At 45.4% G+C, this 25,863-nt stretch carries 20 protein-coding genes; 6 read left to right on the forward strand and 14 right to left on the reverse strand.

Features of this window, described 5'->3' with window-relative positions:
- Nucleotides 1–223: 223 nt before the first annotated feature.
- The gene (locus QUA16_RS13890) at nt 224–1,513 is read right to left on the reverse strand and encodes an HhoA/HhoB/HtrA family serine endopeptidase (protein WP_333103668.1); all 1,290 of its coding nucleotides are present in this window, start codon (nt 1,511–1,513) and stop codon (nt 224–226) included.
- Nucleotides 1,514–2,169: 656 nt separating this feature from the next.
- Between QUA16_RS13890 and QUA16_RS13895 the strand changes: the two genes are divergently transcribed.
- On the forward strand, nt 2,170–2,343 hold the full coding sequence (locus QUA16_RS13895; protein ID WP_333103667.1) for a hypothetical protein: 174 nt from the start codon (nt 2,170–2,172) through the stop codon (nt 2,341–2,343).
- Nucleotides 2,344–2,566: 223 nt separating this feature from the next.
- Here the strand turns inward: QUA16_RS13895 and QUA16_RS13900 are convergent, their stop codons facing one another.
- The 3 genes from QUA16_RS13900 to miaB form a co-directional block, all read right to left on the reverse strand.
- Nucleotides 2,567–3,649, reverse strand: coding sequence for an AI-2E family transporter (locus QUA16_RS13900; protein WP_333103666.1), 1,083 nt, complete (start codon nt 3,647–3,649; stop codon nt 2,567–2,569).
- Between the two features lie 262 nt (nt 3,650–3,911).
- Nucleotides 3,912–4,985, reverse strand: coding sequence for a D-alanine--D-alanine ligase family protein (locus QUA16_RS13905; protein WP_333103665.1), 1,074 nt, complete (start codon nt 4,983–4,985; stop codon nt 3,912–3,914).
- 197 nt (nt 4,986–5,182) lie between these two features.
- Nucleotides 5,183–6,523, reverse strand: a complete 1,341-nt coding sequence (miaB, locus tag QUA16_RS13910; protein ID WP_333103664.1) for a tRNA (N6-isopentenyl adenosine(37)-C2)-methylthiotransferase MiaB — start codon at nt 6,521–6,523, stop codon at nt 5,183–5,185.
- A gap of 202 nt (nt 6,524–6,725) precedes the next feature.
- Between miaB and QUA16_RS13915 the strand changes: the two genes are divergently transcribed.
- The gene (locus tag QUA16_RS13915) at nt 6,726–7,598 is read left to right on the forward strand and encodes a Cfr10I/Bse634I family restriction endonuclease (protein WP_333103663.1); all 873 of its coding nucleotides are present in this window, start codon (nt 6,726–6,728) and stop codon (nt 7,596–7,598) included.
- Here QUA16_RS13915 and QUA16_RS13920 read toward each other — a convergent pair whose 3' ends face one another.
- From QUA16_RS13920 to nfi, 7 genes are all read right to left on the reverse strand, one after another.
- Entirely contained in the window at nt 7,599–8,885 is a 1,287-nt protein-coding gene (locus QUA16_RS13920) for a DNA cytosine methyltransferase (protein WP_333181176.1), read from the reverse strand.
- Nucleotides 8,886–8,995: 110 nt separating this feature from the next.
- On the reverse strand, nt 8,996–9,424 hold the full coding sequence (locus tag QUA16_RS13925; protein WP_333103661.1) for a hypothetical protein: 429 nt from the start codon (nt 9,422–9,424) through the stop codon (nt 8,996–8,998).
- A gap of 20 nt (nt 9,425–9,444) precedes the next feature.
- Nucleotides 9,445–9,741 (reverse strand): hypothetical protein, encoded by a 297-nt coding sequence (locus tag QUA16_RS13930; RefSeq protein WP_333103660.1) that lies wholly within the window; start codon nt 9,739–9,741, stop codon nt 9,445–9,447.
- Nucleotides 9,742–9,838: 97 nt separating this feature from the next.
- On the reverse strand, nt 9,839–11,842 hold the full coding sequence (locus QUA16_RS13935; RefSeq protein WP_333103659.1) for an FHA domain-containing protein: 2,004 nt from the start codon (nt 11,840–11,842) through the stop codon (nt 9,839–9,841).
- A gap of 234 nt (nt 11,843–12,076) precedes the next feature.
- A complete protein-coding gene (locus QUA16_RS13940; RefSeq protein ID WP_333103658.1) occupies nt 12,077–12,607 on the reverse strand; it encodes an FHA domain-containing protein in 531 nt (176 codons plus the stop codon).
- Nucleotides 12,608–13,226: 619 nt separating this feature from the next.
- A complete protein-coding gene (locus QUA16_RS13945) occupies nt 13,227–13,457 on the reverse strand; it encodes a KGG domain-containing protein (protein WP_006631632.1) in 231 nt (76 codons plus the stop codon).
- 452 nt (nt 13,458–13,909) lie between these two features.
- Nucleotides 13,910–14,563: a deoxyribonuclease V gene (gene nfi, locus QUA16_RS13950; RefSeq protein ID WP_333103657.1), complete on the reverse strand. Its 654-nt coding sequence runs from the start codon at nt 14,561–14,563 to the stop codon at nt 13,910–13,912.
- 625 nt (nt 14,564–15,188) lie between these two features.
- Between nfi and QUA16_RS13955 the strand changes: the two genes are divergently transcribed.
- The 3 genes from QUA16_RS13955 to QUA16_RS13965 all read left to right on the forward strand — a co-directional run bounded on the left by QUA16_RS13955 (nt 15,189) and on the right by QUA16_RS13965 (nt 20,246).
- Nucleotides 15,189–16,022: a prohibitin family protein gene (locus tag QUA16_RS13955; protein ID WP_333103656.1), complete on the forward strand. Its 834-nt coding sequence runs from the start codon at nt 15,189–15,191 to the stop codon at nt 16,020–16,022.
- 277 nt (nt 16,023–16,299) lie between these two features.
- Nucleotides 16,300–19,311: an EAL domain-containing protein gene (locus QUA16_RS13960; RefSeq protein WP_333103655.1), complete on the forward strand. Its 3,012-nt coding sequence runs from the start codon at nt 16,300–16,302 to the stop codon at nt 19,309–19,311.
- A 167-nt stretch (nt 19,312–19,478) separates the two neighbouring features.
- Entirely contained in the window at nt 19,479–20,246 is a 768-nt protein-coding gene (locus QUA16_RS13965) for a Uma2 family endonuclease (protein WP_333103654.1), read from the forward strand.
- Nucleotides 20,247–20,305: 59 nt separating this feature from the next.
- Here the strand turns inward: QUA16_RS13965 and QUA16_RS13970 are convergent, their stop codons facing one another.
- From QUA16_RS13970 to QUA16_RS13980, 3 genes are read right to left on the reverse strand one after another with little or no spacing between them, the layout of a single operon-like run.
- Nucleotides 20,306–21,760: a DUF1802 family protein gene (locus QUA16_RS13970; protein WP_333103653.1), complete on the reverse strand. Its 1,455-nt coding sequence runs from the start codon at nt 21,758–21,760 to the stop codon at nt 20,306–20,308.
- A 42-nt stretch (nt 21,761–21,802) separates the two neighbouring features.
- Nucleotides 21,803–23,734: an ATP-binding protein gene (locus QUA16_RS13975; protein WP_333103652.1), complete on the reverse strand. Its 1,932-nt coding sequence runs from the start codon at nt 23,732–23,734 to the stop codon at nt 21,803–21,805.
- Between the two features lie 40 nt (nt 23,735–23,774).
- Nucleotides 23,775–24,503, reverse strand: a complete 729-nt coding sequence (locus QUA16_RS13980) for a hypothetical protein (RefSeq protein ID WP_333103651.1) — start codon at nt 24,501–24,503, stop codon at nt 23,775–23,777.
- A 380-nt stretch (nt 24,504–24,883) separates the two neighbouring features.
- Between QUA16_RS13980 and QUA16_RS13985 the strand changes: the two genes are divergently transcribed.
- A complete protein-coding gene (locus QUA16_RS13985) occupies nt 24,884–25,396 on the forward strand; it encodes a rhodanese-like domain-containing protein (RefSeq protein WP_333103650.1) in 513 nt (170 codons plus the stop codon).
- Nucleotides 25,397–25,863 lie beyond the last annotated feature (467 nt).

Genomic DNA, 25,863 nt, shown 5'->3' on the forward strand with positions numbered 1-25,863 from the left:
TACTCACGCTCGATCTCGGATGATTCACTTTTATCCCCTCAATCTGCCTATGTGCCAGTTGGGGTGCGGAATGTGGGTTAAAACTCACCTCTTGTACCATTCTCAATAACAGGCTTTCCGGCCTGTTCCACAAGAGATTAATTTTCTTGTGGAACAGGCCGGAAAGCCTGTTCCTAAAATGATTATTGAGAATGGTGCAACATATGAGTTGCAATCAACAATTCTACCGCTGCTGATCCGCTGGAAAAGCACCCGCTTTCACCGCCACAGTAACAGGTTGTCCGCCGCGACTCAATTCAAGCTGCAGATCGCTGCCCACTGTACTTTTCTCGACAATTTGCTGTACGCTGCCAGCATCAGTTACTTCTGTACCGTTGATTTTCTTGATCACATCGGCAAGGCGAACTCCAGCTTGTGCCGCCGGAGAATTTTTCGCAACTCCCAAAACTAACACACCTTTATCTTCAGTCAGTCTCAATTTGGTGTTGGGATTTTGATTAAATTCTTTCTTGATTTCGGGAGTAATGCTCAACATCCGAACGCCGAGATAAGGATGTTCGGCTTTTCCTGCTGTTACTAATTGATTGGCAATTTGTTGTGCTCGATCGATCGGAATAGCAAAACCCAATCCTTGAGCGCCTTGAATAATCGCCGTATTCATGCCGATAACTTGACCGCGCTGGTTCAGCAGCGGGCCGCCAGAATTGCCAGGATTGATCGCAGCGTCGGTTTGAATAAAGCTGACGCGCTTGTCGGGAACACCGACATCGGCGCTAGAACGACCTGTAGCGCTAATAATTCCCACAGTCACAGTATTGTCCAAACCGAGGGGATTGCCGATCGCGATCGCCCATTCTCCCGGCTGTAATTCTTCAGATTTGCCCAAACTCACCACAGGCAAATTGTTAGCTTCTATTTTAACAACAGCCACATCAGTAACTGTATCTACGCCTAAAACTTTGCCGACAAATTCGCGGCCATCCTTCAGTTTTACCGTCACCGTATCCGCCCCGTTAACGACGTGAGCGTTAGTCAAAATGCGGCCATCAGAACCAAAAACAAAACCCGAACCGGAGCCCCGTTCTACCCGATTTCCCGGTTGAATGGGAGATTCTGAACCGAAGAAGCGGCGGAATTGTTCGGGTATCTCATCTGGAACTTGGTTCGTCACCGTGCGAGACGAATTGATCCGAACCACTGCCGGGCCGACTTCCTGGACGACTTTAGTAACAAAATTAGAGTCTTGAGAGGGCAGTATATTCGCAGGCAATGCTGAGATTGGCGCTGTAGTTGAAGGTGCAGCTTGAATGGCGTTAGAACTTCCAGGAACTTGAGAAGTTAGGGCGTTGCACCCAACTGTTGCGGTGGAGCCGAGCAAAATGAGGGATAAAAAAGCAAGTTTTTTCGGCAAATAAAAACGGCGAGAACGCACAGTTGTAGCAGGCATATTTTTGGTTGACATAGTATTGAGTTGGTGAGAGTTAGAGGGAGAGTTATAATTATGGTTTTGCATTTTTAGCACCTACTGTAATTAAATTAGAACTAAAGGTTCTTTAATTTTAATTCAAGCATTTATGATATCTGCTTGACTGGTGGGGTTTACCCTACAAGCTGGGGTAGAAACCGGACAGTCGCAGGCAAATTGTTTGTGGATTCTAGCTTTTGAGTGCGATCGAACAGGGTCTGCATTGGCGAATTGCTGTCTGAGTGCGATAATACAAACTACGCTAGCCAGCTCGGATATTCCGCATTTCTCGCGAAAAATTCCCAAAATTGATATCCGAAGTCATTCGATTTTAGATTTTAGATTTTGGATTGACTTGCGCGAGATAAATTCGGGGGCTTGAGGATTTTAGATTTTAGATTTTGGATTGATTCCACGGATAAATCACGTGGCGGGTACCACCTTTGAAATTCTTGGTCAAAAATAATCCTGGACTCAACAAAACCAGGTTTCTACGCAAAATCTTCGTTGGGAGCGATCGACGTTAACCTAGAAACGAAGTTTTTGACCCCGCCTGCATCCAGGAAGGATAGCAGCTAAAGCACCGGAAAGCCTCACCCTAAAGCAGGAAGTAAAAAACCTGTAATATCGTTTCCGGTTGTATCGGAATGATTTAACCGCAGAGGGCGCAGAGAACGCAGAGGGAAAGAATACAGAGAGGAATAATGGGAGCATCTCACCTTTGCAGCCCTCCGCTAGAAATTGGAGTTTTGAGGCAGGAGGCAGGAGGCAGGAGGCAGAAGGAAAGAGGCAGAAGGAAAGAAGAAAAAGGAAGGAGCCAGAAGAAGGAAGGAGCCAGAAGAAGGAAGGAGCCAGAAGAAGTATTTTTACAAATATGAGATGCTCCCGGAATAATTCCGATGCTACCGGATTTGATATAAAGCCTCAAGCTAAAGTACCAACTAAACCTAAGTCAATCGATTTTAGATTTTAGATTTTAGATTTTAGAATTGAAGCATTGACCCCACGGATAAATTCGGGGGCTTGTATCCTGGATGCTTTCGGTCACAATAGCCTGCAAAAACTCTTTTCAAATCTAAAATTTGAACCTATGGAGGAATTTTATTGCTCCATAGGTTCAATAGAACTAACCGAATCGATTTCCCTCGACTTGTTCCTCGAACTTTCCAAAACATCAACAGTATTCTTAATAAAACCAGCCATCGGCACAGCCACTAATAAACCTGCTACTCCCGCCACCTTAACCCCCACCAGCAGCGCCACTAAAATCCACACAGGATTGAGACCGATAAAACCGCCTAATAACCGAGGAGCAACCCCGCTTTCAATTATTTGCTCAATTACTGTAGCGACAGCTAAAACTGTGACGCCGAGCCAAAAGTTGTTTAATGTGATCAGCAAACTGACAATGCAAATACTGAAAGGTGCTCCGAAGGGAATCATAGTCATTACACCCACACCCAAACCGAACAGAAGTCCGAAGGGAACTCGCAAAATTAAAAAAGCAACAGTGATAGACAGTCCCATCAAACCTGCCAAAGTTGCTTGCCCGACGAAGTAGTTGTGGAAGCTGCGCGCCAGCAACGGCCGCAATTGGAGGCTCAGCTTGGAGGGAAACCACTTAAACAATCCTTCCCACACGCGATCGCCGTGCAATAACAAGTAGAATGTCAGGACTATTGTCAGAAGGAAATTCAACAGACTGTCTGCCGCACCCAAGCCAAATTTTAGAATTTCGCCAGTGAGAGACTGCAATTGAGATGAAAGTCGATCGCTCAATTGGGTAGTCAAACCGCTAACATCAATGCGGAGATTGCGATTTTCCGCCCATTTGTGAAACGCTTCAATCTGTTCTGTGCCAGAAACTATCCAAGTCGGGAGTCGGGTGGCGAGTTCAGTGATTTGGTTTAGCAGAATGGGAGCCAGAGTCACACCTAAAACCACTAATAGCAGTAAAGTCAAAAACAATACCGACAAAACTGCTCGATCGCGCTTCAAGCCGTATCTGTGCAGAAAGCGCACTGGATAATCTAGCAAAAAAGAGAAGACTGTAGCGACGATCAAAACTGTAATCAGGGCGCGAAAATATTCAAAGACTAGGAGGGCTAACCAGCAGTTGAGTACCGCTAGGGGAAAAAACAGTCCGTAAGTCCACCAATGCGACAGTTGAGTGAAACGTCTCATCTAAGTTAACCGAGTTAAATTTTAAGATGCAAGATGTGAGATTGACGCTGCTATTCGCCGTCCTCCCTTAAACATTTTATGTTGCATTTAATTTATACCAGCCTGCTAAAAATTCCCTGTTCCTCGACCAGCAGCAGAAATAGGGCTGCGGGCAGGCACTGCCTGCCACAACCATGTTATATCGTTTCCGGTGGTATGGATATATTACCGGCAAAATAATTTATTTTTGGCTATTGTACGGAAGCAGTTTGCGGCGCGCGATTCAACCTTTTTCCCCGTGCCGTTCGAGAGCTAATTGAATTAAACGGTCTACTAATTCCGGGAAAGAAATGCCATCCGCTGCCCACATTTGCGGATACATACTGGTAGCTGTAAAGCCAGGAAAAGTGTTGATTTCGTTAATCAAAACTTCTCCGGTTGATTCAATGTAGAAAAAGTCTACTCGCGCCAAACCGGCAGCGTCTATAGCCAAAAATGCTTGCACGGCCATTTCTTGGATTTGCGAGACGATCGCACCGCTGACTTTTGCCGGGATTGAGCAGTCGGCTTGTCCCTGGGTATATTTAGTTTCGTAGTCGTAGAAATCGCTTTGAAAAGTAATTTCTCCCACCGTTGAAGCTTTGGGGTTGTCGTTACCTAAAACTGCACATTCTAATTCTCTAGCAACCACACCCGCTTCGACAATTATCCGCCTGTCGTAGCTGGCGGCGCTGTCGAGGGCTGCTTCTAATTCAGCGCGCGATCGAGCTTTAGAAATTCCCACAGACGAGCCCAAATTGGCCGGTTTCACAAAGCAAGGATAGCCCAAAGCTGCTTCAATTTTATCACAGAGTTTAGGGAAAACGCAAGGATTAGACCAGATTTCGGAACGGTTGACAGCGATGTATTTTACCTGCGGCAAACCAGCTTGAGCAAAAGCCATTTTCATGGCAATTTTATCCATTCCCAGCGCCGAACCTAAAACCCCGGAACCGACAAAAGGAACTTGCATTAATTTCAGCAACCCTTGCACCGTACCATCTTCACCGTTTGGCCCGTGCAAAACAGGGAACCAAACATCTACAGCATTAAAATTAGGAAACTGTACAGAGGTGGGAGAGTCATCTTGTGCTGCTTGTTCCTCTATTTCCAGAGGTTTTCCGGTAGCTAAGACTTGTTGAGGTAATGTTCCCGACAGCCAGCGGCCGTTTTTTTGGATATAAAAGGGCAGAACTTCGTATTTAGACGCATTTTCCTCCGCAGCCAAGGCGCCGGCGATCGCCCGCGCCGAACTAATTGAGACATCGTGTTCGCCCGATCGCCCCCCGAACAATAGCCCGATCCGCATCATTGTCATTTTTCACTACTCCTAGGACTTTTCGACAAATATACACGCAGAGAGCGCAACTAAGGCACATACGAACCGCTTTAAGACTACTTATCCCCTCCCTTCCACTCTTCCTCTGTGTCCTCTGCGCTCTCTGCGGTAAAAAAAATTACATCTTCTTAGAAAAGTTCACCAGTAAGCCGTCCCCTATCTCATTCCGGTGCTATTTAAAGCATTTCCCCCGTCAAACTAAAAGCGCGAATATCTGTAATTTTAACCCGCACAATTTTACCCGCCAATTCAGCAATATCGCCCTTAAAAAATGTGAGACGATTGCCGCGAGTGCGCCCCATCACCTGAGTTGAATCTTTGAGATTTTGGACTTCCACCAAAACCTCTTCAGTGCGTCCGAAATAGCGCTGCGATCGTTCCATCGCCGTTGTTGTCACCACATGATTGATTCGTTGCAGGCGATCGGCTTTCACCTCCTCACTCAACTGATTTTCCCACAAAGCCGCCGGCGTCCCAGGGCGAGGCGAATAAGCCGCAGTATTCACCAAATCGAAACCAACCTCTTCGATCAACTTCAAAGTCTTCTCAAACTGCGCTTCCGTCTCCCCAGGAAAACCGACAATCGCATCCGCAGTAATCGAAGCATCCGGCATATAACGGCGAATTGTATCAATAATCCGGCGGTATTTTTCCTGAGTATAACCGCGCGACATCGCCTTCAAAATATCATTATCTCCCGACTGAAAAGGAATGTGAAAATGTTCGCACACCTGCGGCAATTCCGCACAAGCCTTAATCAATCTTTCCGTAAAATAGCGCGGGTGGCTAGTAGCAAATCTGAGGCGATCGACACCTGGCACATCCTGCAAAAAATAAAGCAAATCCGTCAAAGTATGCTGGTTGCTGCCGTCCGGTTTTGTCCCCGGCAAATCGCGTCCGTAAGCATCAATATTTTGCCCCAACAAAGTTACTTCTTTGTAACCTTGACGGCCCAAATCCTCCATTTCCGCGCGAATTGCCTCCGGCCTCCGCGACTGTTCAACCCCGCGAACATTCGGGACAACACAATAAGTGCAGCGTTCATTGCAGCCGTAAATTACATTCACCCAAGCAGTCACCTTGCTGTCGCGGCGCGGCTTAGTAATATCCTCCATAATTTCAACAGCTTCAGTCGCCACGACTTGATTGCCCTCAAAAACTTGTTCCAGCAAATCTTCAAGTCGGTTAGCGTGTTGTGGCCCCATTACTAAGTCTAATTCCGGCACTCTCCGCAGCAGCGCTTCACCTTCCTGCTGCGCGACGCATCCAGCTACAATTAAAGTTAAACCCGGTTCTTGGCGCTTGCGATGAGCTTGCCTTCCGAGGTTAGAATAAACTCTTTGTTCGGCATTATCGCGAATTGTGCAAGTATTGTAGAGAATCAAGCTAGCTTCGTTCGGGTCTTCCGAGAACTCAAAGCCCATATTTTCCAGAATGCCGGCCATCCGTTCCGAGTCGGCTTTATTCATCTGGCATCCGAAAGTAGTGATGTGATAGCGGCGAGGTTTAACGGTCATGGACAGTAAAGATAATTTTTCAGTGCAGGCTGGTTTTGCCGTTGTGGTAAAGTTTTCAACAGCAAAGATATTCTCAACCCGTTTTTACATTATACGATCGTTCTTGCTTAAGAAACTGCTGCATTTTTGAGTACGGGGAGATACATTGGTTGTTTTCCTAACACCTGGGTAACAACTTACATTTTATAGCAGGGAACAAAAAATGGTTAATTATACTGAATGGTTCACGGAAGGCACCAATCGTAAAATTCAGATTAATAGTAAAGCAATATACAGGCATTTATCTCTCGAAGTAGTCGAGAAGTTAGATAGTAATTTATCGGTTAAGGAAATTATTGGCTGGATTAGAACTCAGACACGAGAAGCCTTTAACAGTATCTATGGAAAAAATCCTGAAGGGGGTGCTCTTAACAACGCTACGGGAAGATGGAATGAATTTATAGCAACTAGCTTGTTGTCAGAAATTGTATTGGAAATAAATCAAGATAATGATGCTTGTAGCGCGGTATTTTCTTTGCCAAACTCACAGTCACAAAAAGAAGGAGCCGAGGAAGCTTCTTCAAAATTTATAAGTTTATTCAAAAGTAGTGAGTTTGCATCTGGACAACCTCTAGCTAAACTTGCTCCTTTTAAAGACTATATTTTTATGCCAAGTCCTGATTATATTATCGTTGTACTTGGTAAGAGTGATGTTGCAACATCTATTAACCATTTGTTAAAACAACAAGTAAAAAATCCAGATAGTTTGGCCTTGTACAACTTTTTAAAAGGAAAATTACAATTAGAACAAGTAAAAGCGGCAGCATCTCTTAAAACTTCAAACCGTTCGGATCGCCGATATCAACCTTTATTCGAGGCGGCGATGATTAAAGCAATGGGGTATGTATTGCATCAAAATTGGCAATATTATATGGTTGCCAGTGAGTTAACCCCTGCGGATACGACTATATTTACAACAGCAGTTGCTCCTCATAGTATAGCAATCGAGCAAAACTTCAAACTTGTAGATGGTACATACCTGTACACCAGAAAAACCGATTTAATACCTTTAGTTAAATCTGCTATTAGACAATAGCTAAGTGTAAGTTTTCTCAAGAAACTTCAAAGGTAACTCTAACTGTTTATTGATGGGTAGCGACAGCTCAGAATGCCATTCTGTTGTTTCTAAAAATTTAATAATTGTTTGAGCAATACCTTTCGATGCTAAGTAAGGAACCCCATTTCCCACTGTTTTAAACATATTGCTTAAGGTCATATTTTCTGGCAGCGCAAATTCTTTTGGCAGTGACTGAACGGCCAGTGTTTCTGCAACAGAAAGCCTGCGAACTTTGTAAGGGTGCAAGTGAACTTCGTTATTGCCGTAACAAGCAGTCGGGGAATAACGCCACCTGTGCAAACGCTTGTAAGATTTTTTAGAATCATCTCCCTCATCAACAGCAGCAAACCTTTTAATCCCCGCTCTGGGTTGAAAATAATGTTCCGCATTAGGATGGTTTGCCACATCATTTTTTTGGAACCAAAACTGTACCGTTAACTCTTTAGGAATGCCATCAGGGCAAGGCAATAAACCATCGCAGGCAAACGCATTAGTATCGGGCCAAGGATTAGAAAAAACTTCTGACTTGGGATATAAAATCTCACTTGACCAAGGAAATATACCTTCAGGTAGCATTTGGCTGTTTTCATCTAAATAAATGCCCATATCTTTGACAAGATTTTTTCGGAAACCGATTAAGATAATCCTGTCTCTATCTTGTGGCACACCGTATTCGATCGCATTAATTAAACGTTCCACAAATACGTATCCAGACTCAGACAACTTATGTTTGAGTGCGTCATAAAAAATTTTATGTTGTTTTGTTCTCCACAAACCTTTGACATTTTCAAACAAAAAGAAATCCGGCTGCTGTTGGCAAATCAATTCAATGTAGGAAGCTGAAAGTTTGCCTTTATCTCCTTCCCCGCCTCTGTTTTTGCCACCAATAGAAAAGTCAGGACAAGGCGGTCCCGCAATAAATCCAATAATATCGTGTTTCTGGCGAGCGTCTTGCATCAATTCCCGCAAATGAAGTGCTGCTTTTCCCTCTACAAGTCGAGTCACATCTGCTTCCTCTCCTTCGCAGTGTCCGTATTCTGGCTGTGGTAAATTTAGACACTGGCGAGAGTGGCGGTATGCTTGGAGGAATGGCGAGAAAATTTCATTTACATAAACTATATTAAAGCCGAGCGATTCAAAACCAAAATCAAGGAAGCCTGAACCTGAAAAAAATGAGAATATAGCGGTTTTCTGTTGAATTAGGTGCACGGGAGGCAATTGGTAATTGGTAATTGGTAGAATGGCAGGGGTAGGTTTTGATCGCAAACTCCTCTGTGAGTTTCGGATAGTTTTAGCTAAACCTGCCCATATATTATAGAATGACCGGGCGGGTTTGAGACGATTATTTTTGGTAAAAACCGCCGCTACAGCTATTATTAAAACCATTGCCCGCCTCGGAAACGCCAGTAGGGAAACAAAATCCGCATCAGTGTTTGCGAGGCCAGATAAATAGCCAGCCACACTAAACTATAATGCAATGCAAAAGCTGCCAAGTCAAAATCTTGTGCAGGTAGCCCCGGCAAACCGATAATTTTGATTAAAAATAACACAAAAAGCGCTTCCCAAATCCCAGCGAGTAATTGAAACGCGCCGGGCCAATCTCGATCCCAGCGAAACTGCTGGATGTATATATATAAAGCATCCCAGCCGATGCCAAAAATCGCTACATACCCTAAAATCCAGAAAAAAATTGAGCCGGATTGGGAGGTAATTAAACCTAGAAAAAAAGGCAGCGTTACTAAAATGCCTACGGTTGCAAATAGCAATAACCGAGTTTGCCAGCGGCCGAATAAGGTGGGAGTCATGCGATTTTAGATTTTAGATTTTAGATTTTAGATTGAATGGGAAACGGTTTTGTTGATAACTCACATCTTGCACCCTTATTAAAAATCGGCTTTCCGGCCTGTGCCACAAAAAGCAACAGTAGCTGGTAGCTGGTAGGGTGCGTCGCCACCATTAAATCCTCACTTACAGCGAAAATCTGGCAGCGACGCACCTTACAAACAGGGCGAGAGTCAACAAACTCAACACTCATGATGGCTGCAAGAGTTTGGAGAATTGGTATAAGAACAGGCTTTCCGGCCTGTTCCACAAAGAGTAAATCTGCTGGTGGGGTGGGCATCCTGCCCGCCCGTAAAAAACTTATTGAAATAGTGCAATATCTCAGTTAAATCCATTAAATTCTGTACATTGCTTGTTGCCGAACTTCCTCCTTGCAGTTAGCCGGGAGATTTATTTAAAACCCACTTCAACCACTGCACGAACGATCGCCAAACGCTCAATTTCCGCACACCAGCCGCTCGGTTGGCGGCCAGACTTTCAAGCGATCGCAAGGCGGCGTATTGCAAGCCCAAAAAACTATCTACCGGCGCGTAAGGCCCTCCCAAAGTAATCGCGCCGGCTGCATATACCCGGCCTTCTCCGTTGCTAGCAGAAGAATTCCGCAATTCGGGCACTTCAAAATTGTTGTTAACACTCAGCCGGCCCAAACCGTTGAGGGGAAGATTATATTGAGCTACCAAATCGTTTAACAGAGGACTGGTTTTTACCTTAGCGTCCAAACCCGTAGCATCAATAATAAAATCAGCTTCTAACTTAATTTGCCCCTTGAGTTCCTTCTCCTGAATGTACGTCACCGTGCGGTTTTGACTGTCGCGCTCGACTCGCTCGACTTCCCCGAAGGTAATTTGATACCATCCTTGACTTAAGCCTTCTTTGACAATCCGCCGCCAGTCGCTGCGCTGGGCGGTGGTAGTGCCGCCCCAGTCGGTGAGCAACTGCGGCCGCAATTCAGGGGCGACTTTTTCCAAAAGTACGCGGAGTTCCCCGCCCCAGCAAGCTTTCGGCCAGTTGAAAGGTTGAAATTCGTAGTGATTTTCGACGCTACGCTCAGCGAGTTTAAATTTGTTACCTTGAGGTTTGGGCGATCGCATCAAATGCAATACTTGAATGTTGCCGTTTCGCTGTCGCGCTTCGTAAATTCGCTGCACCACCCGCGAAGCCACAATTCCCCGGCCTCTAATTAACACGCTGCCACCGCTGGCCTCCAATTTTTCGTAAACGCCGTCGTGGCTTTCGTAAGCGTTGACAACCGACTCAAAATCCTGGGTTTTTTCGCGGTAAGCTTGCAAGTCTGGCAGAAATTGAATGGCGGGATAGCCGGTGGCTAAGTGTACGTATTTGGCGATTAAAAAAGCGTGATCGCGGTGCTCGGCATTCGATCGAGAATAAGCGATCGCGTACCTGCCGTCATCTGTTTTGCGAATTCCCCGCACTCTACCGTAGCGAAACATCTGATTCCACCCAATTCGATCGACTTCCCTGTCAATTGAATCAAACACATTCCCCGCGCGAGGCGTATAAGTTTCGGCAAAAGTCGGTTCAGCAAACACCTGCCACATCAACTTCAACGACATCCCCAAACGCCCTTTGAGCAATTCCCGCCAAGCTTCCCGCAAAGCATAGGGAGGCCACCCCCAAATGTTGTCTGGACAAGAGTCAGAATTCGATCTTAGGCGTTCCCGCAGCGGAATTTGAGAATTCAGGCATAGACGCAGGTAGCGGGCGTAAGGCTGGTTTTCCATGCCCAAAACCGCAATTCGATCGATTTTCACGCCGCAAATTCTCAGCAAATCCACCCAAATAAAGCTGCCTAAACCGCCGCCAACGGCAGCCCAATCAACTTCTGTCATAGGGAGTCCCATAGATTCGAGCGATCGCATTGACACTTGAGAAGCGTGCAAAAATGCGATCGGCGGAAATTCTTCCCTACTAGGTGTTTGAGGAAGCTGCAACATTATTTGCTGGCCCAATGCCGGGTCTGGCCCATTTGTCTGTGGGTTAAAGAAAATGTGAGAATTGACCGACGGCGTTTCTGGGGAATTCACAGCAAAAGAAATGCCGATCGCGTAGGGCCCAACTTGCAGCATATCCCCGTTTGCCAGCACGCAACGGGTTTGGCGAACGCCGTTGACAAAAGTACCGTTGCGGCTACCCGTGTCAGTAAGTAAAATACTGTTACCTTCGGTGCCTATCACTGCATGAAAGCGAGAAACTTGACTGCTGCTGAGGGCAATTCGAGAAACTCGTTTCCCGTTAATTGTGGCGGGCATAGCTTCAAAAATTCGTCCCAAAGCGATGGGTAAGTCGAGTATCGGGGATCGACAATCCCCCGTAGCTGTATCTGTCCAAGTCAGTCGCAGGCGCAAGGGTTGAGAATTCATGATTATTTTTTAAACATCAGCCGTCGGCTTTGAGCTTTCTGCAAAAAAAGATTTTTGAAGTTGAGAGTGTTTAGCGGATACCCTGATTTTCCCTTTTTCTTAAATCTTGCACCATTGTCAATTAGCCTTTTATGAACAGGCTTTCCGGCCTGTTCCACAAGAAAATTCACTCTTTGTGGAACGGGCATCTTGCCCGTTCTTGAGAATGGTGCAACATCTCAGTTTTTCCAACTTTCACGGAGAGATCATCACACTCGCCGCCGCCGCCAAAGAAGTACCGCACCACGGACACCCCGCATTCAACTGTGCGTAAGGCGAAATTCGGCTGCATTTGGGACACTGCAAACCATATTGTGAAGGCCCCGTCGGCTGAAAGTTACCATGTGCGGGAGGCCCAGACAGCAAAACTGTCTGGGGCGCGGCTACCTGCACCTGCGTGACATTTACCACCTCGATTTGCACTTGGCCTAAATGGATATGGCTTCCCGAGTTCAATTTTGCTTCGCCTCGGGCGAGAATTTTTCCGTCTACCAGCGGCGGATTGCTTTCGCGCAAATTCCGCACTGCATACTCCTGCAATTCCTGATTAAAAAATATTTCAACGTGCAGCCCCGATACGCTGGGATGCGAAAATACTATATCGCACTTCGCCGGATCGCGCCCTAGCCTCACGGTTCCGGGATTTTTGCTCGGCTGTCCGTTTTCAATTGTCTGAGTTTGGCGCACCCCAGCTTCTGTCCATGCTAAAGTGAGCTGGTTTGTCATGATTGTATAGTTTGCTGCTCAAAAATATAAAAAAATATTAGCTGATTTATTTTGAGGACTGACTTCCTCACCAAAAAACTTAATTATAATTATTGACCAAGAATTTCAAAGGTGGTACCCGCCACGTGATTTATCCGTGGAGTCAATCCAAAATCTAAAATCTAAAATCCTCAAGCCCCCGAATTAATCCGTGGGGTCAATCCAAAATCTAAAATCTAAAATCTAAAATCGAATGACGCCGACTCGATCGCACTTCTAAAAATATTATGTGCAGCTATACAAAAAAGCCCTGACTGCGGGGTTCTTAATGCTCGTATTGGCTTTTTTTGAGAGACTGAATCGCGCTTACCAGCTTTTCTTTCCCGCAAAATTATTGACCGCAGTGCACCTTTGTTAAAAAATTGCCGTTAAAGATGTGCCTGGGATTGCTAAAAACTAATTCCTGTGGGGTTTTCACATTTGCGAGGCTTTGGTGCGCTAGTCACGAATTTTGGAGGTGGGACGATCGAACTACCTTGGTAACTTCCATCGCCCAACCTCCTCAAACGTTCACTGTCCTAGCAATTGCTCTCACGCTGCAACTGTGCCATCTTTCATTACAGGGCCAGCCTTAAGAGACTTAAGCTTCGCTCTTGCGGCTTTTCCGACCGCCTTCGCGACCAATTTGAGCCATGTGTTCGCGATTTCTGCTGACAGCTTCGCCGCCTTTTTGACCAGCTTGTCTGGCTTCTTCAGGGGTGAATTCGTGTGCAGTTCCTTTCTCGTGTGCAGCTTTTCCGCCTTTGCTAGCAATTGCGCGCTGTTTTTCTGCATCCATAGAAGCGAATCCGCGTTTGCTTTTCTCAGCCATGACTGTCTCCTTGTTTTTTTCTGATTTTTTAGCTCGATCGCGCCTTCGCCTCCCACTGTCATGGTTACTCCCAGTCAGTGGTGAGATATCCGACGGTAAATTATGAGACCTCATCAGACGAATCTAAGCTTTTGGTTTAACTCGCCGGATGACTCTTTCATAATTTACATATGTGAACTAAAAATAGTTCACGCCCTGGCACTATAGTTAGAGCCGCCAATGTTTTAAGCTGGTTACTGTCTTTCAATCATTCTATAAACCCCCCAACTTTTAGACCTCTTTCTCAGGTATAGTCATTCTTTAGTTCGCTGGAAGGATGGAACCGAAAGCTGATTGGCGGTAGAGTCAGAGGATTTTTCGACTCGGGCGGCGCCACCTCAAAATTTAAAAGTCCAAAGACGGATGCTTTTTTGGTCTGTTTACTTTTTTTTGGGGCATTCCGCGCTTGCCAGTTATCCCGATGTTAGTTGGTCTGCCGATCGAGTTGTTTCTGGTAAGCGATATTTTGGGGCGCAGCGCAGGACGTACTCGATTGCACTCATCAAGTTTACCTTATGACCTATCGAAACATAAATCGGTTTTACCCCTGTTTGCGTCCTCAGTGCTGCGCCTACCGTTGATCCCTCCAGTAGCAAGGGTTGCCAACTGCCCCGATCGAGTCCGACTTCTGAATGTTCTCCAATAAATCGATTTTTGGCAACTCCGATCGTCGCAATCCCTGTCAAAACACCCAAATGGCAGGCAAGACCGAACCTGCGGGGATGGGCTAGTCCTTGACCGTCGCACAATATCAAGTCTGGCCTCAAACTGATATTTTCTAAAGCCTCAAGGACTGCCGGCACTTCTCGAAAAGACAGGAAACCCGGAATATAAGGAAAAGTTGTAGGACTGCGAACCACAGCTTGCTGCTGCAACTGCAAGTCGGGAAAGCTCAGAACTGTTACAGCGGCCCGCGATACGTCGTCTGTAATGTCGTAGCCGACATCTACGCCTGCGACGTACCGAACTGTGTCCAGTTGATTTGCGGTAATTACCTCTGACCGAAGCTGTTCTTGAATGGCGATCGCCTCTTCAACTGTCTGCGGCCAAGGGTGTCGCTGCAACATTTTGATTTCTCTTCAACCGTTCTCATCTAAGCTTAACTTATTTTCGGGCATTTTTAAACTCAGAGTTTTATCGTTTGTAGCGATAAATTCCTAACTTGCCCAAGGAGTTTTTTTTCTACTCAGGAGGGTTGAACAAGGCGGGTGTCGGCTTATTCTACATATAAAGTCTGTACCTCGCAGAGGGAAATTCTATCTTTCGTGGCTTGCAGCAACCCGCAAAGGTTTTTGTGGCACGCACCTGCCATTTACCATTAAAATTTACCCAAAAATTAGCTGTTCAATTCTGATTTTTTCGCTTTCTAGAAAGCTTTCTCTTTCCGATCGCCCTTTTATCGCTTGTCAAAGAGCGATCGAGCTATCTATTTACTTCTGCTTTATCTAAAAAACTCCTCTTTGTCAAGATGATTGAAACATTTATTCATCAATAATCTCACCCAGCTACAAGTGCCATTGTTCATCCCCGCTCATCGAGCTAAGATGTTCCCAGACCCTCGCAAGTATATGACTTTTATGAAAAAGAATCAATTAATTTATGAGTTGTTGCAGGATTAACATGAAGCTATAATCTTAGATAAGATCGAATATAAAACTAACATCAATTAACACAACATAGGTGAATTAACATATGAAAACCATGCAAAGTGTTCAGTACAACCTAGCTCTCTACATCGTCGGTGGCATCGTCTTCATCATCGCCGCCTTAATTTTAAGACCTTTTGCCCTCGTCGGCCCAGGGGAACGGGGCGTCATGATGCGCTTTGGCAAAGTTCAAGAGGCTATTTTAGATGAAGGCATCCACCCGATTTTACCGATCGTCACTTCTGTCAAAACTATCAGCGTCCGGGTACAAAAAACAGATTTAAAAGCAGATGCAGCCTCCAAAGATTTGCAAAGCATTACTACAGATTTAGCAGTCAACTGGAATGTTGACCCCGCCAAAGTTAATCAAGTTTTCCAACAAGTGGGAGACGAAGAACAAATTGTGACCAGCATTCTGAGTCCGGCAATTTCGGAAGTTCTCAAAGCAGCAACTTCTAAAAAGACCGCAGAAGAAATTATCACTAAGCGCACGGAACTCAAAACAGAAATCGACAACAGCCTTAAAAAGCGCTTGGAACCTTACGGCGTCATTGTCAGAGATGTTTCGTTAATAAATTTTGGCTTTTCTCCAGAATTTAGCAAAGCCATCGAATCCAAACAAATAGCCGAACAAGAAGCTAAACAAGCAGAATTTACAGTTCAAAAAGCAACCCAAGATGCTCAAGCTGAAATTAACCGGGCTAAAGGTAAAGCCGAAGCTCAACGCTTGCAGCGGCAAACATTAACAGCCGAAATTTTGCAGCAGCAAGCAATTGAAAAATGGAACGGTCAGTTTCCGACAGTAATGGGAGGAGGCGGAACTTTGCCATTAATTAATATTGCGCCGCCGAGTTCTCAAGCTGCAACTCCTGCTAAATAAGCGGCAGCGGATCGTGATGGCCAGGGCGCGGGGAGAAGGGGAGAAGGGGGGAGGGGGAGAGAGTCTGAGGGGGGGAAGAATAGAGGGTTTTTCACTGCGGATGTGAAGATGTTCTTTTTTAAATGCCCAACAGCAAGGGTAGGCAATACAACTAACCACTAAGGTGAAATCCCGCTGACTTAAATGCCCAGATACAATTTACGTTGCGCGAGTCCTGAAAAACGTTACAGTAAGAAACAACTCGGAAATTGTAAAGGTTTGCTTGAAAGTTCGGCTGATGGGAGATCGGGAGAACCAGTCAATTTCTAATTTAGGTGAAGTGGGGGGTGCAGGCGATCGCCATAGTGCATCAGAAGCCCTGTGGCTGCGCGATCGAGCTTTGGCCGCTACTAGCAGCGGCATTGTCATTGCTGACGCCAATGCACCCGATTGTCCCATAATTTATTGCAATCCGGCTTTTGAACGGATGACGGGTTACTGCGCCAGTGAAATCTTGGGGCGCAATTGCCGATTTTTGCAAGGGCCCGATACCGATCGAACTACTGTAGCTAAAATCCGCGACGCCTTGCGCCAAGGTCGAGCAATCCAGACACCAATCAAAAATTACCGCAAAGACGGCACTCCTTTTTGGAGCAAATTATCGCTATCTCCCGTGCGAGACGACAACGCTAATTTGACTCACTTTGTAGGAGTTCAGTATGATTTGTCGGAACCAATATGTGAAGTGCAGCAAGCATTGCAGCAAGCTAACGACCAACTGCAAACGATTTTGGAAGCAGTTCCGGGCACAGTATCTTGGATTAGCTCGGATTTGCGCTATTTGGGGGTTAACCAGCACTTAGCCAAACTGCATGGTTTGCCGCCGTCGGCTTTTGTCGGTCAAGATATTGGTTTTCTGGCTGCTAGCTCGGATTTTAACTCTTTTGTGGTGGAGTTTTTTGCCGACGACGCTACGGAAGCGGTTAAAGAACTCAACGTTAAGGTACAAACCGATGGGGGAGAGTCGGAGGGATACTATTTGATTGTCGCTCAAAAGTACGATCGGGGCAAAGCAGCTTGTCTGGTAGGGATAGACATTACCGAGCGCAAGCTGGCAGAAGAAGCTCTGGTGCTGACTCGCAAGGCGGTGGAAAGTTCGAGTGACGCGATCGGCATCAGCGATGCGAACGGCACTCACATCTATCAAAATCAAGCGTTTTCTCAGCTATTTGAGTGGGACACCGCAGAGGAATTTAAGCTAGCCGGAGGTATATCGGCAGTTTTTGCTGACCCTGCAGTCGCTAGGGAGGTACTCGACACGATCGCCCAAGGTTATTCTTGGTTTGGTGAAATTACCAACTGCACTAAAAGCGGTGAAACTTTGCAAGTGTTGCTGCGGGCCGATGCTATTAAAGACGCTACAGGGAAAATTGTCGGTCAGATTTACATGAATACCGATATTACCGATCAAAAGCGCACGGAACAAGAGCTGCGGCAAAGCGAAAAGCGCTTTCGATCGTTGATTGAAAATGCTAGAGACATTATTGTAATTCTCGACGAGAAAGGCTTTTGCCGCTATGTCTCTCCTTCCCTAGAGCGGATTTTGGGCTACCCGACGGCGGAAGTTCTCGGCAGATCTATATTTGACTTGATTCACCCTGACGAATTGCTGATAGTGGATCAAGTGTTCAAAGGTGTCATGCAAACGCCGAGAGTTAGCCTGGGAATGGCGGAATACCGAGTGCAGCACAAGGACGGTTCCTGGTGCGTGTTGGAAGCGGTGGCGACTAATTTGCTCAACGAACCTTCGGTGCGGGGAATTGTGGTCAACTGTCACGACGTGACTGAGCGCAAGCTGGCTGAAGAACAATTGTTGCACGATGCTTTGCACGATGCGCTGACGGAGTTGCCCAACCGTGCTTTGTTGACTGACCGGTTGGGGCAAGCTTTTGCCCGCGCGCAACGGCATCCAACCTATCAGTTTGCGGTGCTGTTTCTGGATTTGGACAGGTTTAAGGTGATTAATGACAGTCAGGGACACCGCACGGGCGATCGGCTGTTGGTGGCTGTGGCTCGCCGTCTCTTGACTTGTTTGCGGCCAGGGGATACGGTGGCTCGTCTGGGGGGAGATGAGTTTGTGATTTTGCTGGAGGAAATTCACGGTGTTGATGAGGCGATCGCCCAAGCAAAGGAAATTCTCAAAACGATCGAACGACCGCTGAATTTGGAAGGTAATAAAGTTTTAATTACTGCTAGCATCGGCATTGCCTTAAGTACGGACAAATATCAGTGGCCGGGAGATATTTTGCGCGATGCTGATATTGCGATGTACCGGGCAAAAGCTCTCGGTAAAGCTCGCTACGAAGTTTTTACCAGTGCGATGCACGCTCGCGCTGTGGCTTTGATGCACTTGGAACACGATTTGCGGGAGTCGGTTGAAGAACTAAATTTGAAATATTCGATCGTGGATTTTGCCTGTGGGACGGCGGCGGAAAACTCGCCGATGAGTGAAATCGATCGGAGATTGGAGCGTCCGAAGTCGCAATTGACTGCTTTAAAATTGGAATGTCCTTTTACTGTTTATTATCAGCCGATCGTTAGTTTGAAAACTGGCTCAGTTATTGGATTTGAGGCGCTGGTGCGCTGGCTGCACCCGGAACGGGGTTTAGTTTCCCCGATGGAATTTATTGCGATGGCGGAGGAAACTGGGTTAATTATGCCTTTGGGTTTGTGGGTTTTGAACGAAAGCTGCCGCCAAATTATTAAGTGGCAGAGTTTGAATTTACCTGTGGGAAATTCGCGGCTGACTGTAGCAGTAAATCTTTCCGGGAGGCAGTTTGCGGAACCGGAATCCATCCAGCAAATTAAGCAAGTTTTGCAGGAAACAGGTGTTGATGCTCGCTGTTTGAAGTTGGAGATTACTGAGAGTGTGGTGATGGAAGATGGGGAAGCGGCGGCGGCGATGCTTTCGCAGTTGAGAGACTTGGGGATTGATTTGTGCATTGATGATTTTGGCACTGGTTATTCGTCTCTGAGTTATTTGCACAAGTTCCCGATTAATATTTTGAAGGTCGATCGCTCTTTTGTCAGTCGCATCGGGGAAATGGGGGAAAATTTGGAAATCGTGCGGGCGATCGTCATGCTGGCCCGCAGTTTGGGGATGGAGGTAGTGGCAGAAGGTGTCGAAACCGCCGTCCAATTGGCTCAAATGCGGTCGATCGGCTGCGAGTACGGTCAGGGGTACTTTTTCTCTAAACCTCTCGACAGTGAGGCAGCTACAGCCTTGTTGAGGCGATCGCCCAAATGGTAATCCGATCTACAATAGGAACTGTATCATACCAATTTTTTATGAGGCCCCGTAGAATCCGATCCCCCCTAGCCAAGAGGGCGGGCACGGGGGCACCGCCCCTACAAAGGGGGGGACAAGATTCCGATCTTTCGTCCCCCTTAAGAAGGGGGATTTAGGGGGATCGAGATATGTGCAACTTCGCATTAAATTGGTATCAAGGCAAACTCATACCAAAACCTATGTCTCAATCGATCGCCCCAGTTTTAGCAGAACAGCAACTCGATACTTCGCCGACCTTAACCTTTGAAGAATACCGAGTTTATCAAGGAGAAATAGATGTACAATACGAACTGTACAAAGGCAAATTAATCCCGATGCCAACAGCAACAGTTTTACACATCAAAATTTGCGAATATTTAGTTTACCAGTTGCAGCGTTACCTAGCTGAACACAATCTCGACTTAGTAGTAAAAACAGGTCTGGGAGTGAGAACAGATGAAGATAAATCTCGGATTCCCGATGTAGTTGTCTGGACTCAAAGTCTTTTGGAGCAAGCTGCTGCTAGACCCGGTGCAGGTATCCTCGAATTTGATGAAAAGCCTCTGTTAGTGGTAGAAGTAGTCAGCGAAAATCGCCGCGAAGATTATGTAATCAAACGCGGAGAGTACGAATTAGCGAATGTGCCAGAATATTGCATTGTTGACCCTAAAACGGGGAAGCAAAAAATCCGGCTTTTTGCATTGATTGAAGGTGAAGATGGTTACACGTATACAGATTTCTTGCCTGGTGAGGAAATGGAATCTGTAGTATTTCCCAATCTGAGATTATCAGTCAATGAAATTTTAGATCCGCCATTGGTGGAAGGGTTAATTAAGGCTGAACAAGCTCAATTGCAGAAAGCTGAAAGATTGGCAGCGAGGTTGCGGGAATTGGGCGTAGATCCTGATGCTGTGTAGGAAATTGGATGAAGTACGTGAAGCGAAGTTATCCCGCAGGGAATCGCCCTTGACGTATCTCAATCATCTAGCGGCAAGTCGCGCAGGAAATAAAAGCGATCGCTTTGCGAATTGTCTCCTTTAATTCGCCCCACATAATTTGTCAAAGGAGAGGAAAGCTCAACGAGAATTTCGTGCAAGTCTTTGGGTGATAACGGTCTAAGTGCATTAGACATTGAATAAGCACCACTAACAGCCTCGACACTTGCTCGTTCAAAACCACTCTTTTCCTGATACTTTTTCAAACTATGCAGAACATCCGATCGCACTTTAATTTCTTGTTCAACTTGCTCAATATATTTAGCAACTTCATCATCAGATTGTCCTGGTTTTAAGTATTCTTTCAGTTTAAATAAATCCACCGAGTTAGGATAGTTGCTTTGAAGTTTAACCAGTTTCTCAAGCGTTTCAGGGTTCATAATTGCCATACCGTGTTTTTTTGCTGCATCCATAAGTTGAGTAGTTGGAACGCCAGGACCAATAATCAACTTAGTTGCTTTTGCGAGTGTTTCTTTATCTGGGAGGCGTAGCGTTCCTAAATTCAGCAATTGAACTGCTGTATCATTAGGGATTTTTTTACCGGCTTTGCACTCGCCAACTAAGGGGTAAGGTTTTGAGCATAATAAATCTAAGCCGCCAGCACCACCTTTGTGAGCATAATCTATGGTAAATCCCAAAAACTCAAGGCTATCGCGCACTACAATTTCAAAGTCTGTTCCTGCTTGATAGTTGCTTTTGTTTGTATCTAGTTCTTTGGTGCGATTTCCCAAAGCTGCTATAGTCTTTATCCAAGCTAAATCCCGTTTGATTGGTTTTACAGGCTTATCGCTACTCCAACCTAGAAACATTTTGATTTCTGCGTCTAGTTGTTTGGCTTTTGGGTTGGTGGTGGATAAATGCACTAATGCACTTTGCAACTCTTCCAATTCTGGATGTTCTGGCGCCTCTAGTTTTTCGAGCTTTTGACGGCGTTTGGCAAAGATAGAGTCGCTCAACACTGGTGTTGAATCAGTAACATTTAGAGACTTTGGCAAAGATACAAAATTGCCGCTGGGATGCACTGGCATTTCCAGCGGCTGAGGCAGTAAATAAACTCGCAGGTAAGCTACAAAAATAAACGGACGCTGCTGGAGAATTTGCTGTAATGCCTCTGTTTTCCAGACTGTTAACCGCGACAAAGCCTCTAATGATTCTGGATCATTCACCATTTGGCACAATTCGCACCTAGCCCAAGCTTTGATCGAAACTTTATCTAAAACTACCAGGGGGAGTTCTAATTGCCCTGACTCTGAAAACAAGCTCATCTGCTTAGGTTTTATCAAGGACATATTAGAATTATCGGTTGGATAAAGTGCATATTGTTCTCCCGGATTAAACGTTCGCCAAACTCTTGCTGCAATCATTCGCCCTTGGATTAAAGCTTCTACGTCTGGGGCCGGTAAACGGATAGCCCTGTCAATGTTGACTAGCGACATGATAATATTTGTGTCAATAGGAAGTGGATAGTTTGTCAAGAGTTAATTAAACTGAGTGAGCAAACTGTCGAGCGCCTCATCTGTTTGTTCTTCTGAGAAATCAGAAATAATAGACTCTGCAACAGTTACAGGTTCATCTTCAATCATATCGGCCGGGACTTGATAGGACGGATCACTGAGAATCTCTTTAAGTAAAGGGTTGCTAACTCCCAGCATTTTTTCAGCACCTTTCTGGGCAATAAACTGAAAAATATCCTCCTCACTCACCCCATAGTCTACTTCGCGTTTCTTATGAACAGCCCGAATAGCTATCAGCGGTCTGATTTCCTCTTCTTTGAGTGGCACAAATTCTCCACCTTTACCTCTAATGAGGGGTTCAAGATATGTTTTTTCTAGGTGTTTAGTGATTTTTTTGGTTGTGGAACGAACCAAACAACCGCGAGTCAGACCAAAGGTTTCATAGTCATTTAACCTTCTTAATCCAGCTCCCAATGCTTTGCCACCAGCATACTGAAGCACTGCTACTCCGATGCTGATATCTTTTCCGTTTTCTGTGCCAATTACCTTAAAATTTATGTAATCATCTTTGCCACCTCGTTTCTTGACTTTATCTGTAACTGTTTGAACTGTAACCCTGTCCACTGTTTTGCCGATCGCAGCCTGGAAACCAAATAGAATAGCATCAGCAAGAAGGTATGTCTGTTCTACATAATCTCCAAGGTCATCCTCTAGCTCTTTTGTAAAAGCAACTTCAACCGGGTCAGACCGTTTTGGAGGTTTCTCATCTCCCGCGTCACTCACAGTAGGAGGGTAACAGTTATCTTTACACCACTGTAAAACCTGTCTAATAGTTTCTCCTTTTTCTTTGCCAAGATTACTTAGTTGACTTTCTGTGAAAGGATAAACTGGATTGGGAGGAACTAATTTTCTGGATTCGTAATACTTCTTCAACCACAAGGACACCAAATCAATAATTGATTTATCGTCCATGTATTTTAAGTCAATCGGATTTCCCTGAGCCGAAACCTTATTGTACACTCCACCCGGTAGCTGCTTGATTCTATTACTCCATTGAGCAGGCATCATAACGCTTAGAATTAGACCACGATTGAGATTTTGCAGCAAATCTTTGATTAATCCAGCAGCGATTTGACTGATGTGCAAACCGCTAATATCGTCGTAGGCATCAGGCGTATCTAACTCGTCAAAGCAAATGACAAGTTCCTTATATTCGCTAATCAAATCTAAGATTTGTAAAACCGCCTCAAAGGATTGTCGTTGAGTCGGCAATTCCAGTTCAGTAGATTTGTATTGAGCTAGCTCTTGACCTTCTAGCCATTTGATTGCATAAAGTGATTGCTCATCTGACAGACTCCAGAAAATCGCCTTCACAATATCGGGATCGCTTACCTCTTTGACTTGCAAAAATGCTTTTGTCAGATCCTTTACCCATTTCTTGACTTGAGATGGTTTGCCCTTCTTAAATTTCTCAACTAAATCAGGAGGAGAATAAACTTTAGGATTTGGCGTACCAGCCTTTAAAGCATCATTGCTCATTGCTGTTGCTAGTTCCTGCCACTGTTTCACCCCTTGCCAGCCACTTTTTCCCAGGCTTTCGGCTAAAATTCGTTGGAATCCTTGCTTAATTTGCCGAAGGTCGCCATATTTATTAGCGTAGACAAACAATCCACCTCCCTTAGCCTGTAGGCGGTGGCGAATGCGGCTAATAATGTGGGTTTTTCCTGTTCCGTCTTGAGCAGTTATGGCAATTGAAGTTGTAGAGTATTGACGGCTGTGAATTTGCTGTAATGCCTGAAATATTGGCTCGGAAGCGTGAGCATTTATAGTCTCGACATCAAAGAAATCTTGGCCCCAAACATCAATAGCGTTAAGGTAAGGCGGTTTAGCAAATGGGTTTTGATTCAAAAGAGCAGCATGAATGTCTTCCAAGGAGGAAACAGGAGAGTTAGTCATGGCAATTTGTGTGAGGTAAAGAACTAGAAAATGATTGATGTCAATTTTTTGAACTTAAACGTTTGGCGTAGTATCGTATTCCGCCAAGTTTAGTCTTGATAGAATCTTCTACCTTATCGGGCGTGATGTCTGTCATTTCACCACCTATAAGCTGGAAAATGTCATTAGCCTGCATTTCCAACAGCCACTCATTGAACTCCGATCGCCCTACCCTTTCCCCGATCGCCCGTCGCATCCGATAAATCGGCACTAAATCGTCTAAGTTATAATCCCGGTTCAAGCTGTCATACACATCGATCGCCACAGCCTTAAAATCGTCATAGGATGCGATCGCCCCTACATCCCCTTTCCCCTTCTCAACCCCAACACTCGCCGCACTATCCTGATGCCGAATCCACTTCAACAAAGAATTTCCCAGGCGAGTACCAATTTGAGAACCATCAAACTCAAACAGAGAATCCTTACTTTTCAAGCCTTCCGCTAAAACTTCTTTCCCTTTCGCCGTCAATTCCACCAGCGTCACCCGATTTACCAGCGAATACTCGATCGCCCCAGTCGCCTGCAACTCGCCCAGCACTCCCAGATATCTCTGACTCGTCTCATTAGTGCGAACAATCCGCTTAGTCAAATCCCCCTTTTTCACCTTCATCTTCCCGCCGCTCAAATCCCACAAATTCAGCAGTACCCGAACTTTCGCCTTCGCATCCCACACCGCTTGCTCTTCCGGTGTCAAAGTTATAGGCATCGCAACTTCACTTTTCTCAGACATATCCATACCTTTAAATGCTTGTTTTTACTCTTAAATTTTACCAGAAACCTTGTTGAGAATCATTTAAAACTTTTCCGCGAAAATCCGCGCGAGGCTACGCACAACTTATGCAAATTTCATTTAAAAATAATAGGTATTGACTAAAAGGTGATTGTTTGATAAAATATCGGATCGAAAGAGCGATCGCAGTTCAAATTCTCTGCACCAAATGCGATCGAAACCATTTTAAGCACAGCCCGCTACACTCTAGCAACCTCAACAAATGTAGCGATCCCAACCGCAGCTAACAACCCACAAACCAGCTTAACTGCGACTTTAGTTCAATGCCGGATTCTGCCTTTAGAAAGACGAATTCAATCTAAACATCTTGTTACATTGCAATGGCAATCAAAACATTGAACAACATTTTTCCCATGAAAACTATTCCCGATCAAATTTCCGACATCAAAGAAAAGCTTCCCGATTTGACTCCTACCCCTCCTGGTTTAAAAGCTCAAGCATCTAGCCACGACCTCAAAGCCCGTTTAGATTGGGGCGAACCCGGACTCACAATCATCGACGCTCGTGATTTTGAAAGCTTCACCAAAAGCCACATTACCGGCGCGGTAATGATGCCAATGGACGAATTAGTCGAGCGCGCACAATCGAGTTTAGAACCCATCCGTGACATCTACATCTACGGCGAAAACGACCAACAAACCGCCGAAGCTGCCAATCTTCTCCGCACAGCAGGCTTTCAAAAAGTAGCCGAACTAAAAGGCGGAATTCCTGCTTGGAAAGCCATTGACGGCCCTATGGACGGCTCTGGCGAACACGATACTCCCGGCCCCGACGCCTACAACGTTTTCTCTCGCTTGCAACACCACGCCGAAGCCCAGAAAATCAACAAATAACCTCAGATTGGCGGCAGAATTCGCCCACAGAATCTGACACTTAATAAACCCGGTATCGCAAAAGTTACCGGGTTTATTAGACATCTTGCAAAAATCCTTTTCCTCCCTCAATTAATGGGACGGGCAAGATGTCCATCCCACAAGAAAAAATAACTCTTGTGGGATGGGCATCTTGCCCGTCCCAATTATTTTTGCAAGAGGTTTATCGATATGAACTTATACTAAATCCTGCCTCAATTTTCTTAGCAAACAGTATATGTAGGGTGCGTCGCCCTTAAAAATCTTAAATAATATCCACAATCTTTGAGCGACGCACCTGACACAATATTTCAGCAAACAAACCCACACTCATTATTATTGCCAACAGTATATGTAGGGTGCGTCGCCCTCAAAAATCTTAAATAATATCCACAATCTTTGAGCGACGCACCTGACACAATATTTCAGCAAACAAACCCACACTCATT

It is taken from the genome of Microcoleus sp. S13_C3 (genome assembly GCF_036700905.1).
GTDB lineage: Bacteria > Cyanobacteriota > Cyanobacteriia > Cyanobacteriales > Microcoleaceae > Microcoleus.